Source organism: Streptomyces sp. NPDC037083 (assembly GCF_055606485.1).
This window is the reverse complement of record NZ_JBVJSQ010000012.1, coordinates 1-16,060: the sequence shown is the minus strand read 5'-3', so window position 1 is coordinate 16,060 and position 16,060 is coordinate 1. Positions and strand designations below refer to the sequence as shown.

9 protein-coding genes are annotated in these 16,060 nt (G+C 73.8%); 6 read left to right on the top strand and 3 right to left on the bottom strand.

Going from position 1 to position 16,060, the window contains the following annotated elements; all coding sequences use genetic code 11:
• The first annotated feature begins 19 nt into the window (after positions 1 to 19).
• Together ACZ7DE_RS28515 and ACZ7DE_RS28510 are read left to right on the top strand one after the other, a co-directional pair.
• Entirely contained in the window at positions 20 to 2,140 is a 2,121-nt protein-coding gene (locus ACZ7DE_RS28515) for an asparagine synthase-related protein (protein WP_470766104.1), read from the top strand.
• A gap of 179 nt (positions 2,141 to 2,319) precedes the next feature.
• Positions 2,320 to 5,985: an AfsR/SARP family transcriptional regulator gene (locus ACZ7DE_RS28510; RefSeq protein WP_470766102.1), complete on the top strand. Its 3,666-nt coding sequence runs from the start codon at positions 2,320 to 2,322 to the stop codon at positions 5,983 to 5,985.
• Here the strand turns inward: ACZ7DE_RS28510 and ACZ7DE_RS28505 are convergent.
• Both ACZ7DE_RS28505 and ACZ7DE_RS28500 read right to left on the bottom strand, forming a co-directional pair.
• On the bottom strand, positions 5,972 to 7,924 hold the full coding sequence (locus tag ACZ7DE_RS28505) for a sigma-70 family RNA polymerase sigma factor (protein WP_470766100.1): 1,953 nt from the start codon (positions 7,922 to 7,924) through the stop codon (positions 5,972 to 5,974). The two genes, ACZ7DE_RS28510 and ACZ7DE_RS28505, sit on opposite strands and share 14 nt — an antisense overlap.
• 267 nt (positions 7,925 to 8,191) lie before the next feature.
• Positions 8,192 to 8,956, bottom strand: coding sequence for a TetR/AcrR family transcriptional regulator (locus tag ACZ7DE_RS28500; protein ID WP_470766098.1), 765 nt, complete (start codon positions 8,954 to 8,956; stop codon positions 8,192 to 8,194).
• Between the two features lie 381 nt (positions 8,957 to 9,337).
• Between ACZ7DE_RS28500 and ACZ7DE_RS28495 the strand changes: the two genes are divergently transcribed.
• The 3 genes from ACZ7DE_RS28495 (at position 9,338) to ACZ7DE_RS28485 (ending at position 13,533) form a co-directional block, all read left to right on the top strand.
• Complete coding sequence (locus ACZ7DE_RS28495) at positions 9,338 to 10,717, top strand: NAD(P)/FAD-dependent oxidoreductase (RefSeq protein ID WP_470766096.1); 1,380 nt, start codon at positions 9,338 to 9,340, stop codon at positions 10,715 to 10,717.
• A gap of 282 nt (positions 10,718 to 10,999) precedes the next feature.
• The gene (locus tag ACZ7DE_RS28490) at positions 11,000 to 12,652 is read left to right on the top strand and encodes an ATP-binding SpoIIE family protein phosphatase (RefSeq protein WP_470766094.1); all 1,653 of its coding nucleotides are present in this window, start codon (positions 11,000 to 11,002) and stop codon (positions 12,650 to 12,652) included.
• Positions 12,653 to 12,735: 83 nt separating this feature from the next.
• On the top strand, positions 12,736 to 13,533 hold the full coding sequence (locus ACZ7DE_RS28485; protein WP_470766092.1) for a class I SAM-dependent methyltransferase: 798 nt from the start codon (positions 12,736 to 12,738) through the stop codon (positions 13,531 to 13,533).
• A gap of 95 nt (positions 13,534 to 13,628) precedes the next feature.
• Here ACZ7DE_RS28485 and ACZ7DE_RS28480 read toward each other — a convergent pair whose 3' ends face one another.
• Entirely contained in the window at positions 13,629 to 14,912 is a 1,284-nt protein-coding gene (locus tag ACZ7DE_RS28480) for an MFS transporter (RefSeq protein ID WP_470766545.1), read from the bottom strand.
• Between the two features lie 149 nt (positions 14,913 to 15,061).
• Between ACZ7DE_RS28480 and ACZ7DE_RS28475 the strand changes: the two genes are divergently transcribed.
• Positions 15,062 to 15,628: a MarR family winged helix-turn-helix transcriptional regulator gene (locus ACZ7DE_RS28475; RefSeq protein ID WP_470766090.1), complete on the top strand. Its 567-nt coding sequence runs from the start codon at positions 15,062 to 15,064 to the stop codon at positions 15,626 to 15,628.
• The last annotated feature ends 432 nt before the right edge of the window (positions 15,629 to 16,060 follow it).

Genomic DNA, 16,060 nt, shown 5'->3' with positions numbered 1-16,060 from the left:
ACAGCCTGTGGAGGCGTCGATGCGGTGGTTGGTGGGATGGAGCAGCACCGCCGCGGGTGCGCTGGGCGGGTCCGTCGGCTACGACGGCCGTCAGGGCGACGGCGCGGCGTACGGGGGCCAAGTCGGCTACGAGGGCGAGACCTTGCAGCCCGTCGGCTCCCAACTCCTGTGGGGCGACCCCGATCCGCTGTGGGCGGTCGGCGACTGGCGCCCCGACGAGGTGCGGGTGGTGAAGGCCGACGCACAGACCCGGATCGCCGTCCTCGGCACGTGCGGGGCGACCGACGAACAACTGCGCGTCGGGCTGTTCGCCGCGCGCGGAGGGGCACTTCGGCATCTGACGGCCTGGCCGGGCAGCTACACGGCCATCGCCCAGGTCGGTCGCCGCATCACCGTCTGCGGCGATCTGGCGGGCGCGCGCCCGGTGTTCCACACCCCCTGGGCGGGCGGCACGGCCTATGCCACGGCCGCGCTCCCGCTGGCCGACCTCATCGAGGCCAACCTCGACTTCGGCCACCTGGCGGCCCTCCTCGCCGCCCCCGACGTGCCGGCGGCCCTGCACGACTCCACCCCGTACGACGGCGTGCGCCGCATTCCGCCCGGGCACGCGCTGATCCTGCGCGCCGGGGCGCGCGAGATCGCCGGGTACGAGCCGGTCGCCTCGCTGGCCGTGGCAGCGCCCCCGGCCGACCCGGACAGCGCGGTCGACGCCGTGCGCGACGCGCTCGTCGAGGCGGTGCGCGCGCGGCTGTCCGCGCCCCGGCACGTCCCCGACATCGACCCCGGGCCCGTCCCCGGCATGGGACCCGCCGAACGGCGCGCCGCGCGCGGGATGCCCGTTCCGGGCATCGGCGCGGACCTCTCCGGCGGTCCGGCCTCCGGCACGCTGGCGCTCCTCGCGGCGGGCCTGCCCGGCAGACCGGGCACGCTGCTCGGCCACGGCACCGGCGCGGGCGAGCGGCTGCTGGCCGTCACCTTCAACGACCTGGCCGTGGGCGGCCGCGAGGCCGAACTGGAGCGGGCCGGCACGCTCGCGGCCAATCCGCGCCTGCACCACGTCGTCGTGGCCGCCGGCGAGGAGACCCTGCCGTACGCCGACCTGGACGGGCCGCTCACCGACGAACCCGGCCCGAGCCTGGTCGTGGCCGCCCGCCATCGCGCGCGCCTCGCGGCGGGCAGCGCGGACCACTTCACCGGCTACGGCGCCCGCCAGGTCCTGGACGCCCACCCGGCCCGCCTCGCCGACCTGTTGATGGACCGCAAGCGTCGCCACCTCGTGCGACCCGTCGCCGCGCTCACCAAGGCGGACGGCTCCGTGCTCGTCCCCGCGCGTGTGTACGGCGCGGCCAGACGGCTCGCCCGTACGCCGTACGGTGCGGGCCTGGAGGGCCTGGCCGACCGGCTCCTGCACCGCAGCTTCAGCTTCGACGACCCCGCAGGCGCCGTCGGGGCCTCCCTGGCCGCCCTCACCTGGGGCGGAGCGGGGCCGGCCGCACGCTGGCTGACGGGGGAGGCGCTGGCTGAAGTATCGGTTCGCCTGCAGGGGGCCGCGCACCGCACCGGCGTGGGCCCCGGCCAGCGTCCGGGCGACTACCGCGCGCGGGCGGCCCTCACCCGGCACGCCATGGACGTACGCGTCCTGGAACAGGCCGCCGAGGTCCGATCCCAGCGTCTGCACGCGCCCTTCCTCGACAACCAGGTCGTACGGGCCTGCCGCGCGCTCCCCGAGACGCTGCGCGTGCAACCCGGGGCGCGCGCCGCGATCCTGCGCACCGTCCTCAAGGGGGCGGGCGTCACCGACCTCCCGCACGGCTGGGGCGCGCCCTCCCAGGCCTCCGCCACCGCGGCCGCCCGGGCCGGGCTGCGCATGGCCATGGACCCTCTCCTCACCCTCTTCGAAGCCCCGCTCCTGGCCGAGGCGGGCCTGGTCGAGGCAAGGGTGGTCCGCAAGGCCCTGCGCGCCGCGGCGGCAGGCGAACCCCTCCCCCTGGACGGTCTCGCCGACCTCATCTCCCTGGAACTCTGGCTCCGCCGCCTCCTGTCCCGCAGAGGAACCTGCTGGACCGGCACACCGGCACGCGCCCGCGCCGTACCGGCGGGCATCGCACCCCAGAGACGGGCGGTCTCGTCGGGCGGGTGAGGGTCCCGCTCCGCCCGTCCCTGGCATCAGGCGTGCACCCGCACCGGCGTCTGCCCCCGCGCTGGTGCTGTGCGGTTCGACGGTTCGGCGGCTCGGCGGCTCGGCGGCTCTGCGCTTCGGCGGGGAACGGCGTCCGAAACCCCCGTGCCTCACGGCCCGCCCCCGGCGACAATGTGCGGGTGCGGTACAGAATCCTGGGCGTCACCCAGACAGAGGACGACCAGGGGACAGCCGTACCCGTCCCCGGCGCCCGGCTGCGGGCCCTGCTCACGGCCCTGGCCCTGCGCCCGGGCCTCCTCACCGCCCCGGACACCCTCATCGACGAGGTCTGGGCCGAGGACCCGCCCCAGGACGCCCCCGCCGCCCTCCAGGCCCTGATCGGCCGTCTGCGCCGCGCCGTCGGCCGGGACGCCGTCGTCTCCGCACCGGGTGGCTACCGGCTCGCCGCGACCAGGGACGACGTCGACCTCTTCGTCTTCGAGCGACTCGTGGGTCAGGGCACCGCGGCCCTGCGGCGGGGCGACGCCCCCACGGCCGCACGCGCCCTGGAGGACGCCCTCGCGCTGTGGCGCGGCCCCGCCCTCGCAGACCTCCCCGACCGCACTCCGGCCGCCCGTCCCGAAGCCCTCCACCTGGAGGCCGCCCGCGCCCGGGCCGAGGCCGACCTCCTCCTCGGCCGCGCCCGCGACGTCGTCCCGCGCCTGACGGAACTCGCCGCCGCGCACCCCTACGACGAACCGTTGCACGCCCTTCTCATCCGCGCCCTGCGCGACACCGGCCGAGACGCCGACGCCCTCGCCGCGTACGAGTCCGCCCGCCGCACCCTCGCCGACGGCCTCGGCACCGACCCGGGCCCGCAACTGCGAGCCCTGCACACCGAACTCCTGAACCGCCCGGACCGGGCCCTCTCGGCAGCGACCAGCCCGGACCCGGCCCGCCCGCAAGCGGCTTTCGCGGACCCGGCCTTCTCGGCAGCGACCAGCCCGGACCCGGCCCGCCCGCAAGCGGCTCTCGCGGACCCGGCCCTCCCGGCCACGACCCGCCCGGAACACCACCGCCCGGAACACAACAGTCCTGAACCCCTGCGCCGCTCCGCGCCGCCCCTCCCGTCCACGCCCCTCCCGCCGCTGCGGCTCCCCGAACGGACCGGCAACATCCGTCCGCGTCTTACCTCTTTCGTGGGCCGGGAACCCGAGCTCGACGCCATCCGTTCCGAATTGCACAGGGCCCGACTCGTCACGCTCACCGGACCGGGCGGCTCTGGCAAGACCCGCCTCGCCGAGGAAGCCGCCGCCGGGCTTCCGCAGGCGTGGCTGGCCGAGCTGGCGCCGCTCGACCGGCCGGAGGCAGTGCCGGGCGCGGTGGTCAGTGCCCTCGGTCTGCGCGAGACCGTGCTGCTGACCACCGAGCTGACGACCCCGCAGGACGACCCGGTCGCCCTGCTCGTCGAGTACTGCGCACCGCGCAGCCAACTCCTGATCCTTGACAACTGCGAACATGTCATCGGCGCGGCCGCCGCCCTCGCCGAGACCCTCCTCACCCGCTGCCCCGGGCTCACGATCCTCGCCACCAGCCGTGAACCCCTGGGCGTCCCCGGCGAGTCGGTCCGTCCGGTCGAGCCCCTCCTCCCCGACCAGGCGCACCGCCTGTTCACCGAGCGCGCTGCCGCCGTCCGCCCCGACGCGGCCGCCGCCCCGCGGGACGAGGAGGCGATCGCGGAGATCTGCCGGCGGCTGGACGGGCTGCCGCTCGCCATCGAGCTGGCCGCCGCCCGGCTCCGGCTGCTCACCCCGCGTCAGATCGCCGACCGCCTCGACGACCGCTTCCGCCTCCTCACCTCCGGCAGCCGCACGGTCCTGCCCCGCCAGCAGACCCTGCGGGCCGTCGTCGACTGGTCGTGGGACCTGCTCGACGAATCGGAGCGCATGCTGCTGCGCGAGCTGTCCGTGTTCGCGGGCGGCTGGGACCTGGAAGCGGCGGAGGCCGTGTGCAGCGGCCCGGTGGCCGACGGCGTCGGGGCGCTCGTCGACAAGTCCCTGGTCGTGGCCGCCCCGTGCGAGGGGACCGGCAGCGTCGGCATGCGGTACCGCATGCTGGAGACGATCCACGAGTACGCCGTCGCCCGCGCGGCCGAACTCCCGCAGTGCCGCACGGCGGCCGAACGGCGACACCGCGCGTGGGTGCGCGCGCTGGTCGAGCGGGCCGAGCCGCTGCTGCGGTCGGCCGAGCAACTTCCCTGGATCTCCCGCCTCGAGACCGAGCTGGACAACATCCGTGTGGGCCTCCACCGCGCGGTCATGGCGTGCGACGAGGAGGAGGCCGCCGCCGTCTGCCTGGGCATGGGCTGGTTCTGGTGGCTGCGCAACTACCGCCGCGAGGGCGCAGAATGGACCGACCACGTCCTGCGCCTGGGCACGGTCCTGGACACCCTTCACCCCTCCGCGACGGACGACGCACCCGCCCTCGCCCCCGCACCCGCCCTGACCTGCCGATCCGTCCCCGTCCCCGAAGTGTCCGCCGACCTCGTGGCCCGCATGGACGCAGCCCGCCCCGTCGACGCCTTCCTCGACACTCCCGCCGACGTGGACGACGGCCACCCACGCCACACCCGGCGGATGAACCTGCGGATGCTGAACCTGTTCCTGCTGTCCGAGTCCGCGCCGGAGGACGTCGCGGCGCACCCGCGCCATCGGGAGTACCTCACCCGTCTCCGGGCCGGGTACGAGTCCGGCGGCCCGCAGGCTGCGCGGCTGCCCGGGCTGGTCTGGCCGCTGACGCTCTTCCCGACGCGCGACACGGTGGACGCCCGGGGCATGCTGGACGCGGCCGTCGTCAACTGCCGTGAACACGGCGGCGACTGGGAACTCGGCTGCACCCTGCTGTTCCGTACGCACATCGTGGTCGACTCGCCCGGCGGACTGCACGGCGTGGACGACGACCTGGCGGAGCTGCGAGCGCTCGGCCTGCGCGTCGGCGACCGCTGGATGCGGGCCCAGGTGTGTGGGGTGGCGGGCGAGGCGGAGCTGGCGCGCAGCCGCTTCGCCGAGGCGGAGCGGGAGTACCGCGAGGCGCTGCGGCTCGCCCACGAGGTGGGGGCGTACGCCGAATCGCCGTTCCTCGTCGTGCGGCTCGCCGAGATCGCCTACCGGTCGGGCGACCTCGACGGGGCCCGGGCCACGCTGGACGAGGCGAGCGGCGCCGCCGAACGGTACGGACTGGCGGACGTCCGAGCGTTCGTCCTGCTGCTGCGCGCCCACATCGCACTGGACCAGGACGAGACAGCCCACGCGCGCGTGCTCTGCGACGCGACCCGGGTGGCGATCGGGGAGGGCACTCCGCCGCACCAGTTCTCGTCGATGCTGGGCATCCTGGAGGCGAGGCTCACGGCTGCCGAGTCCGGCCCGCGGCACGGTCTGCCGATGCTCGCCCGCGCCCTGAGCCAGGCGGTGGCCGACCAGTGCGCCGAAGCGGTCACCTCGGCGATCGTGGACTGCGCGGCGCACCTGCTGGCCCGGCTCGGGGACTTCCCGCGTGCGGCACGGGTTCTCGCGGTCGCCGACGGGCTGCGCGGACCCTACCCGCGCCCCGCCCCGCAGCGAGCCTGGGCCCGGTGGGCCGAGGCCGCCGCCCTCGACGCCCTGGGCGCGGAGCGCTACGCGGCCGAGCACGCCCGGGCCCCGCACTCGACCGCGACCGACGCGCTGCACGAGCTCACCGAGGCCGTGCTCGCCCACCCGGTCGCGGCCCCGCCGCCGGACACCGCGGCCACAGCGGGTGCCTCAGGTGCCTCGGACGCCTCGGACGCCCCGTGTTCCGCCGCCTCCCGGACGGCTACGAGCAGGTGAACCTGGACTCCGCCCAGTCCGCGAGCGCCAATGAGTCGACGCGGCTGTGCGGCTCGACCACCAGCCGCACGCTCGTGCGGCCGGCGAGGTCCACATGGACGGGCACGGCCGGGTCGCCGCCCCTGACGACCGCGGACGACCAGAGCCGGTTCCCGTCGGCGTAGACGGCGAAGGCGACCTTGCCGAGCCTCATCGTCAGGTCGTCCACGCCGACGAACGCGTCGTACGAGGTGCACGGCCGGTTGAGGTCGACGGTGACGGAGGAGTCGCCGTGCACGGTCACCCCGCGCTCATACGACCGGTCCGCTACCCGCAGCGCGGAGCGCTGCCACACCCAGCTGCTGCCGCCGAGCCGGATCTCGGGCCCGGACCCGTCGCCGGTGAGGTCGAAGGGCAGCTGGCTCAGCTGGTGGACGGCCGGGGCGGGCGGAGGCGGGGACGCGGGCGGCGTCGGGGCGGGCTTGGGCTTCGGCGCGGGCCTCGGCGTCGCCGAAGGGGTGGGTGTGGGGGCCGGCGTCCGCGCGGGCGTCGTGCTCGGGGCGGCCGCAGGCGTCGGAGCGGCCGCCGCGGGGACGATCGCCGCGGGCCGTGGCGGCGGCTCCTTCGCCCGGGTGGGCGTGGGCGCACGCGTCGGCGTCGGTTCCTCGGGCCGCGCGACCGGCACCGGCGCGGAAGCAGGCGGCCTGGCCTCGTGCTGCTCGGCGGGGGTGTCGTGCCCGACGAGCGCGAGGGCCGCCACGGCGGCCGCCACCGTGACCACGCCGGCCGCGATACCGGCCTTCACGGGCGCGCCCAGCCCCTCCGACGCCACCGCACCGCCCCCGGCGCCCGCCCCGCCGAACGAACCGCCCGCGGCGGCCGCGCCCGCGGCGCCCGCCGCACCGGCCCCGGCGCCGCCGGCGATGAGCGCGAGCGCCTTGGCGTAGCCGGCGGCGCCGAACCAGCCGATGACCGCGACCGGCACGACGGCGGGGATGCTGCCGGCCACTTCCTCGATCTGCAGGGCGGCCAGCCGGCACTTGGCGCACTCCTCCAGGTGCCTGCGCAGCCCCCGTTCGGCGCGGGTGCGCAGCCGGCGACGGGCGTAGGTGCCGAGCTGGTCGGCGTACCGGGCGCACTCCTCGTCGCTGGTGAGCGTGGAGCTGACGTGAGCCTGGAGGTAGGCCTGTTTGAGACCTTCGCGGGCGCGGCTGGCGAGCACCCGCGTGCCGTTGGCGTCGAGGCCGAAGAGCATGGCGACCTCGCTCGGCGACTCGTCCTCGACCTCGGTGTGCCACAGCACCGCCTGCCAGCGCTCGGGCAGCGAGCGGAAGGCCCGCATGGCCATGGACTGCTCGGCCTCGTGCATGGCGCGGACCTCGGCGCCCAGCTCCAGCGCCGCACCGAAGGAGCCCGTGGGCGAAGCGTCGTCGGCGGCGTCGGAGGAACGGGCGGACTGGGCGGCGAACACGGCGAAGTCGTCGACGAGCTGTTCGCGCTTCGCCGACCTGGTCCAGGCGGCGGCCACCCGCCGCACGGAGGTGAGGAGATAGGCGCGGACGGCGTGCTCGGGCCCGGAGCCGCCGCGCACCGCCTGGAGCATGCGGGCGAAGACCTCGGCGGTCAGGTCGTCGGCGGTGTGGGCGTCCCGGCAACAGGTGCGGGCGTAGCGCCGCACGGCGTCGGCGTGGCGCCGGTACAGCTCCTCGTACGCCGTGTCGTCGCCCGAGCGCATCCGGCCGATCAGGTCGGTGTCGGCGGGCGGCAGGTCGTGCGGCGGCGGCAGGATGCCCTCGGCCCGCCGCTCGCGCTGTGCCGGAACCGTCTCCTGCGGCGTCGGCCCGCCCGGCGGATGCGCCACCGGTCCGCCCTGCCCCGGACGGGCCATCGGTTCGTCCGTCGGACCGCCTGCGCGTCCGCCCTGGCCCGGCACCTGCTCGTCCCGACCTTCAACGCTCATCGCGGAAGCCTCCGCCGCCTGCCGAACCAGTCCCGACCACGCGGGTCAGAGTGCCATATTGGCTTTTGGTCAGGACCTGCACGACGGGCCGTCCACTCGTCCGTGGGGACTTGTCGCAAACCAGTACGGGGGCTCACCCGTACGGGGTAGGTTCAACTGCCGTTCTGCGAAAAAGAGTGGGACCAGGCAGCCGGAATGCCGCGTATGTCCCGCGCGGTGAGCGGGGCGAAGGCCGTGCGGCGCCTCGCCCCCCGTCACCCGTACGAGTCAGGCGGACCGCGACCGCAGGCCCTCCAGCAGGATGTCCAGCAGTCGTGCCGAGGCCGCCGCCTGCTGAGCCGGGTCGGGCAGCGAGGGCGCCGCCGTCGCGATGACCAGCAGCACGTCCGACACCGACACGTCGGCGCGCAACTCGCCGGCCTCCCGCGCCCGGTCCACGAGCCGGCCCACGACCTCGAGCAGCGCCGCGGCCCCGGCGTCGTCGACAGCGGCCGTCGCGGCGTCCTCCGGAACGAGGCGCAGTTCGCCGCCGCCCGGCTGGGTCCGCTGCTGCGGCACGCGTGCCGCCCCGTCCGGCGCCACCTCGGCACCGTCCTCCGCGACCCCGACGCGCAGCACCTGCGGCGGCAGCAGCCGCCCGGCGCCGGACGCCACGGACGTCCGCAGGAAGCGCGACAGCGCCGACCACGGCTCGTCCTCCTGGCCGAGCGCCGCCCGAGCCTGGTCGGTCAGCCGGGAGGTCTCCTCCTCGGCTATCCGGCGCACCAGGACGTCCTTGCTCGGGAAGCGCCGGTACACCGTGCCGACCCCGACCCGCGCGCGCCGGGCGACGTCCTCCATCGGCGCGCCGTAACCCAGCTCGCCGAAGACCTCGCGCGCCGCCCGCAGTACGTGTTCCAGATTGCGCTGTGCGTCCACGCGCAGCGGTGCCGTCCGCGCGTTCTCTCCACGACCGCCGCCCATCGCGGCGCCGATCGCGCCACTCGGTGCGAGGGCCGACGTGGTCGACCAATGCGAGTTCTGAACCGTCATGAATGATCCCCCGGTAATGACGTCTCCCCCCGGAGACTCTCCCCGCCATCGAAAATCCGGGGCGTGGAACACAGGGGACGGCCTCTCCGGACCCAGCCGTCGCAGACCCGCAGAGCACTTCCCCCTGACACCCCGTCGATACACGAACATAGTTGAGAGAGAGTCAATTCAGAAGGGGCAGGTTCCGCACGGAGCGCCCCCCGATCGGAGTACGGGTCGCATACGCCCCGATTGCACCCCTTCCCTCACCCCGGCGCACACGCGCTGACCTGCGCGCCTGCCCCGCACTCCGGTCTTTCGGCCAACCCCGGGCCCGCGCGACTCGCGGTCACACAGTTTGTCGAGGCTGTGGACAAACTCCGGCGGCCGGTGCGTCATGGGATGGTGAAGGAACGTGCGCGCATTCTCGTTGTCGGCGGCGGCTACGTCGGGATGTACACGGCCCTGCGGCTCCAGCAGAAGCTGAAACAGGACCTCGACCGGGGCGAGGCCGAGATCACGGTCGTCACCCCCGACCCGTACATGACCTACCAGCCCTTCCTCCCCGAGGCGGCCGCGGGGTCGATCTCCCCCCGGCACGTCGTCGTGCCCCTGCGCCGTGTCCTGCCGCACTGCCGGGTCGTGGTCGGCGAGGTCACCGCCGTCGACCACGCCAAACGCACCGCCACCCTCACCACGCTCGCCACCGACGAAGAGGGCACCGGCCCCCAGCAGCTGACGTACGACGAACTCGTCCTCGCACCCGGCTCGATCTCCCGCACGCTGCCCATCCCCGGCCTCGCCGACTACGCCATCGGCTTCAAGACCGTCGAGGAGGCCATCGGGCTGCGCAACCACGTCATCGAACAGATGGACATCGCCTCCTCCACCCGCGATCCCGCCATCCGCGACGCCGCCCTCACCTTCGTGTTCGTCGGCGGCGGCTACGCGGGCGTGGAGGCGCTCGGCGAGCTGGAGGACATGGCCCGCTACACCACGCGCTACTACCACAACGTCAAGCCGGAGGACATGAAGTGGATCCTGGTCGAGGCCTCCGACCGGATCCTGCCCGAGGTCGGCGCCGACATGGGCCGCTACACGGTCAGCGAACTGCGCCGCCGCAACATCGACGTACGCCTGAACACGCGCCTGGAGTCCTGCGCCGACCGCATCGCCGTCCTCAGCGACGGCGCCCGCTTCCCGACCCGTACGGTCGTGTGGACCGCCGGCGTCAAACCCCACCCGCTCCTGGCCGCCACCGACCTGCCGCTCACCGAACGAGGTCGGCTGAAATGCACCCCCGAGCTGACCCTCGACGGCGTCACGCACGCGTGGGCGGCCGGAGACGCGGCGGCCGTACCCGACGTGACGGCCGACGAGCCCGGCCGGGAGACCGCCCCCAACGCGCAGCACGCCGTCCGCCAGGCCGAGGTCCTCGCCGACAACATCGCACGCTCCCTGCGCGGCGAACCCCTCCGGACGTACTCGCACAAGTACGTCGGCTCGGTCGCCTCACTCGGGCTGCACAAGGGCGTCGCGCACGTCTACGGACGCAAACTCAAGGGCTACCCCGCCTGGTTCATGCACCGCGCGTACCACCTCAGCCGCGTGCCCACCTTCAACCGCAAGGCGCGCGTGCTCGCCGAATGGACCCTCTCCGGTCTCTTCAAGCGGGAGATCGTCTCACTGGGATCACTCGAACATCCTCGCGCGGAGTTCGAACTCGCTGCCGGTGGAAAGGCTTCTGACGAGTCTCCCGGCGACCCGAAGGGGTCGTCCTGACCGCAGCAGGAACTCCACCGGCCGTCCCCACGTCTGACGAATGTCGGCCCGGACGGCGGCCACACTGCCAGACTGCTCCCTGCTCATAAGCCCCCCGAGCCCCTCCCGAGCCCCCTTCCAGAGCCCGGGCGGACCACCACCCGCCCCCGCCAGACCCACGAGGCCGTTCCCACGTGCTCCACACCCCGGGTGCTGTAACAATGTGCGGCCACCGCCGCGCGGCCCCCGGAGCCCAGGCCGGGCCCGGAGCCGGCCGACGACGACTACACGAGGCAAGGATCCGTGAACTTCACGCGCTGGAGCGCCCGGCTCCCCGGAACGCAGCGCCGCGCCGCCGCGCGAGCCGAGCACCCGGTCACCACCACCGACCGACGGAGCGAGGGTTCCGTGCCCGCGGCCCGCGCCGAACAACTCACCGACGAGCCGCCCCCGGTGCCCGCGGTCGACGAACTCCCGGTCCGTGAGGTCCTCGACCGCGTCCCGGCCCTCGTCGCCCTCGTCCACGGCCCCGACCACCGCCTCGCCTACGTCAACGACGCCTACCGGGCGGCCTTCGGCGCACGCGCCTGCGGCGAACCCGCCGCCGACGCCCTCCCCGAACTCCGCGACCTCGGCCTCGTGCCCCTCCTCGACCAGGCCCTGCGCAGCGGCAAGCCCCGCACCCTGAAGTCCCGCAAGGCCCCCGACGGCCGCCACTACACGTTCACCTGCACCCCGGCCGCCGAGGACAACGGCAAGGGCGCCGTCCTGATCTTCGCCACCGACGTCACCGACCACGCCGAGGCCGCCGAACGCCTCAGAACCAGCGAACGCCGCCAGCGCGAGACCGCCGTCACCCTCCAGCGCTCCCTCCTGCCCCAGGAGCTCGAAGAGCCCGACGACCTCCGCATCGCCGCCACCTACCAGCCCGGCGGCACCGAGGCCGCGGTCGGCGGCGACTGGTACGACGTCATCACCCTCGGCGGGGGCCGCACCGCCCTCGTCATCGGCGACGTCATGGGCCGGGGCGTCCGTGCGGCAGCCGTCATGGGCCAGCTGCGCACCGCCGTCCGCGCCTACGCCCGCCTCGACCTGCCCCCGCACGAGGTCCTGCAGCTCCTCGACGGCCTCGCCATGGAGATCGACGCCAACCAGATCGCCACCTGCGTGTACGCCATCCACGACCCCAACGAGGGCCGACTGGTGTACGCCTCCGCGGGCCACCTGCCCATCCTCGTCCGGGACGAGAGCGGGACCGTCCTGCGCGCCGACGAACCCACCGGCCCGCCGCTCGGCACCGGCGGCTGGATGCACGCCTCCGGCTCGATCCCCCTGGGCCCCGGCTCGACGGCCGTCCTCTACACCGACGGCCTGGTGGAGCGCCGGAACGAGGACCTGGACGAAGGCATCGCGTCCCTGGAGCGCGCCCTGGCCGGCGCGACCGGCACCCCCCAGGTCGTCTGCGACCGCCTGGTCCGCTCGGCCGGCGTCACCGCCGACCACGACGACGACGTGGCCGTCCTCGTCCTGCAGCATCCGGCCCGCGTCGGCCCCGACGGCGAACTGTTCCGCAACGCGGCCCTGGAGCTCCTCGGCGGAGTCGAGGCGGCCCCACGCGCGCGGGCCTTCGCCTCCGGCGTCCTGACCAGCTGGCGCTTCCCGGCCGACCTGCACGACCTCGGAGTCCTCGCCACCAGCGAACTGGTCGCCAACTCGCTTCAGCACGGCGTCCCGCCCATGCGGCTGCGCCTGCGCCGCACCGACCGCCGCCTGATCATCGAAGTCACCGACGGCGACGACCACCTCCCGCGCCGCCGCCGCGCGGAACCGGGCGACGAGTCCGGCCGGGGCATCGCCATCGTCGCCACGATCGCCTCGAACTGGGGGAGCAGACGTACCCCGGGCGGCGGAAAGGCCGTGTGGTGCGAGTTCGTCCTGCCGAAGCCGGGCGACTGAGCGAGGCCGGGAAAGGACTTGAACATCCATTCCCCCGCGCGCGGCACCTAGGCGAACGCGCCCCTCGGTGCTACTAGCTCCCCATGGCAGACGCAACGGGCTTCGACCTCAAGGGAAGCGCTCCCGAGCGCTACGAACACTACGTCGCGCCCCTCATGGCGCCCTTCGTCACCGCACTCGTGGACGCCGTGGACCTCTACCCAGGCGCCACCGTCCTCGACCTCGCCTGCGGCACGGGCTTCGCGGCCCGCGCCGCCGCCGCTCAGGTCGGCCCCACCGGCCGGGTCGCCGGCACCGACCTCAACGAGGGCATGCTCAGGATCGCCGTGGCGTGCCATCCGCGCCTCTACCCGGACATCGAATTCACCGCGGCCCCCGCCGACGACCTCCCCTACGCCGACGCGACCTTCGACGCGGTGCTCTGCCAGCAGGGCGCCCAGTTCTTCCCCGACCTCGACGCCGCCCTGACGGAAACGGCCCGCGTCACCCGCCCCGGAGGCCGCTTCGCCGCCACCGTCTGGGCCCGCCTGGACGACTCCCCGTACTTCGTGGCCCAGCACCGGACCCTCGAGCAGTTCGACGGCCGGGAGGCGGCCGAGAACTTCCGGGCCGCCTTCGCCGCCGCGGACCGACTCACCGCCGCCCTCGACCGCGCCGGCTACCGCTCCACGACCCGACGCGATCTCACCTTCGCCATCGAGCTCCCCCCACTGGAGGACTACGTCGCCGGCCACCTCTCCGCCATCCCCTGGGGCCAGGGCCTCGTCGACTCCGGAGGCGACGAAGCCCTCACCCGGGCCGCCGACACGATCCGCGCCCACCTCCCCGCATCGACGACCACCTTCCCGTTCACGGCGACCCTGGTGACCGCGACCCGCTGAGCGCGGCAGAGCCTCGCGCGCGCAGACAGAGCAGACGGAGAGGCGGCCGTCGTCCGAAGAACGACGGCCGCCTCTCGGTCCGGTCCCTGTGAGCCTCAGGCCTGCGCCCGCGCGGGCTCCACGGCCGCCCCGCCCCTGGCCACCACCCGCTTGCGCGCCAGCCACGGCTGATCCTGGACGGCGGTCAGCTGCCGCCCCAGCCGCAGCGCGAGGTAGGTGATGCCCAGCGAGAACAGCAGGAACGTCACGATGTACGGCGTGTGCAACGAGGCCCCCATCGGCCCGCCCACCGCCGGCCCGACGGCCAGCGCCAACTGCTTCACCAGGGCGAAAGCAGAGTTGTACTGCCCCGCCAGCCCGGCCGGCGCCAGGTCCGCCACCAGCGGCGCGACCGTCGGCGACAGCATCGCCTCACCCAGCCCGAACAGCGCGTACGTCGACACGAACGCGGCCGTGGCCATCGCCCGGCTGCCGTGCCCGAGCCCGGCGTACCCGGCCACGACCCACGCCACGGCCCAGATCAGGCCCACGGCCGCGATCACCCGCGACCGCTTCTGCCGCTCGACGAACTTCAGCACGGCGAACTGCGCGACCACGATCATCGCCGTGTTCGCGGCGAGAGCGCTTCCGAGGGCGGACGTCGAGATCCCGGCGGCCTCGACCCCGTACGCGCTCAGCCCCGACTCGAACTGCCCGTAGCAGGCGAAGAACAGCACAAAGCCCAGCACGCACAGCTGCACCATCGCCCGGTTCCCGAGCAGCTGCCGCCAGCTGCCTCGCGCGGACTGCGGGGTGTCCTCCACGCGCGGGGCGCGCGGCAGTCGCACCGTCGACATCACCACGGCCAGCAGCACGAACATCGCCGCCTCGATGGCGAACAGCACGGTGAAGGACGAGACGCGCGTGGTGTCGACGAGATGCCCGCCGATCAGCCCGCCGACCCCGAGCCCGAGGTTCTGCAGGAAGAACTGCGTCGCGAACGCCCGCGACCGCGTCTCCGCCGTCGAGCAGTCCACGATCATCGTCGCCAGCGCCGGCTGCATCACGGCCTGCCCGGCCCCGAGCGCGGCGGCGGCGGCCAGGACGGCGGTGGCGTTGGAGGCGAGCCCCAGGCTGAGCGCGCCCAGCGCGGCGGTGACCAGAGCGGCGAGCAGGACCGGCAGTGGACCGCGCCGCACGATCGCCCGGCCGGCGAACGGCAGCACGATCAGCGCGGCCACGGCGAAGACGGCGAGGACGAGCCCCGCCGTCATGGCTCCCAGCCCCCGCACCTGCGCCACATAGACGTACAGGTAGGGGACGGTGAAGCCGAGCCCGAACGCACTGAGTGCGTTGCCCACGTGGATCCGGCGCATCGCTGCGCCCATCGCCCTGGTCACGTTCACCTCTCTCAGGTAGTGCTGCTGGAAGTCCGATGCTTCTGCTGCCTCAGTACTTAGGAGCGAAGACTTCGAACCTAAAGTTCGAAGCTAAACTGTACACCTCGAAGAACTTCAACGCGAACGAGCCCCGTGCGATACTTGCGCCCATGGGCGACACCCCCGGCACGACCGGAACCGGCCTCGGCGGCGAGCCGACCCTGGAAGAGCAGATCGCCGCCTATCAGCGCGAGTTCCGGGACCTCGACCCGCAGGTCGAGAAGATCGTCTCGGCGCTCTCCCGCCTCAACCGCCGCATGAACGTGGCGTACGGCCGCCAGACCGCCGATCTCGGGATCAGCAACGCCGAGTGGGAGGTGCTCAAGGCCCTCGTGCTCTCCGGCGCCCCCTACCGTCTGGGCCCCAGCGACCTGGCCAAGCGCCTCGGTCTGACGCCGGCCGCGATGACCCACCGGATCGACCGCATGGTCGGCGAGGGACTGGTTACCCGAGAACGGGACGAGTCCAACAGGGTCCGGGTGATCGTGGAGCTGACACCCGAGGGCCGCGAGAAGTGGCTGGAGGCGATGCGCATGGCGACGGTCTTCGAGGAGGACCTTCTCCAGGACCTCACCGCCGACGAACGCACGACCCTCGGCGAGGTGCTCACCAGACTCCTGCGCCGGGTGGAGCACGCCCAGCCGGACGCCGGCGGCAGACTCAGCGACCTCGACTGACCGCACCGGCAAAAGATCTTGACAGAGGGTGCTTGACACCCCCCTGCGAGGTCAGTAGAGTTCTTCGGGTTGCCGCAGAGCCGTAACGGTTCTTCGACAGCACCTCCGCCGCAGTAGCGGCACACAAACCACAGCATGATCTCCCGATGGGATTGCATTTCGGCGTGCCCGAATTCAATTCGATTCGGGGTCGGCAGCTCGATTAGCAACTGCCGAACGGATCCGCTAAGGTTTGAGACGTCGGAACGGCCCAACGGCCGCGAGGACAACCCCCTCTGACTGGGAATCAGGCCCGAAAGGATCTGATAGAGTCGGAACCGCCGGAAAGGGAAACGCGAAAGCGGGAACCTGGAAAGCACCGAGGAAATCGGATCGGAAAAGGATCTGATAGAGTCGGAAACGCAAGACCGAAGGGAAGCGCCCGGAGGAAAG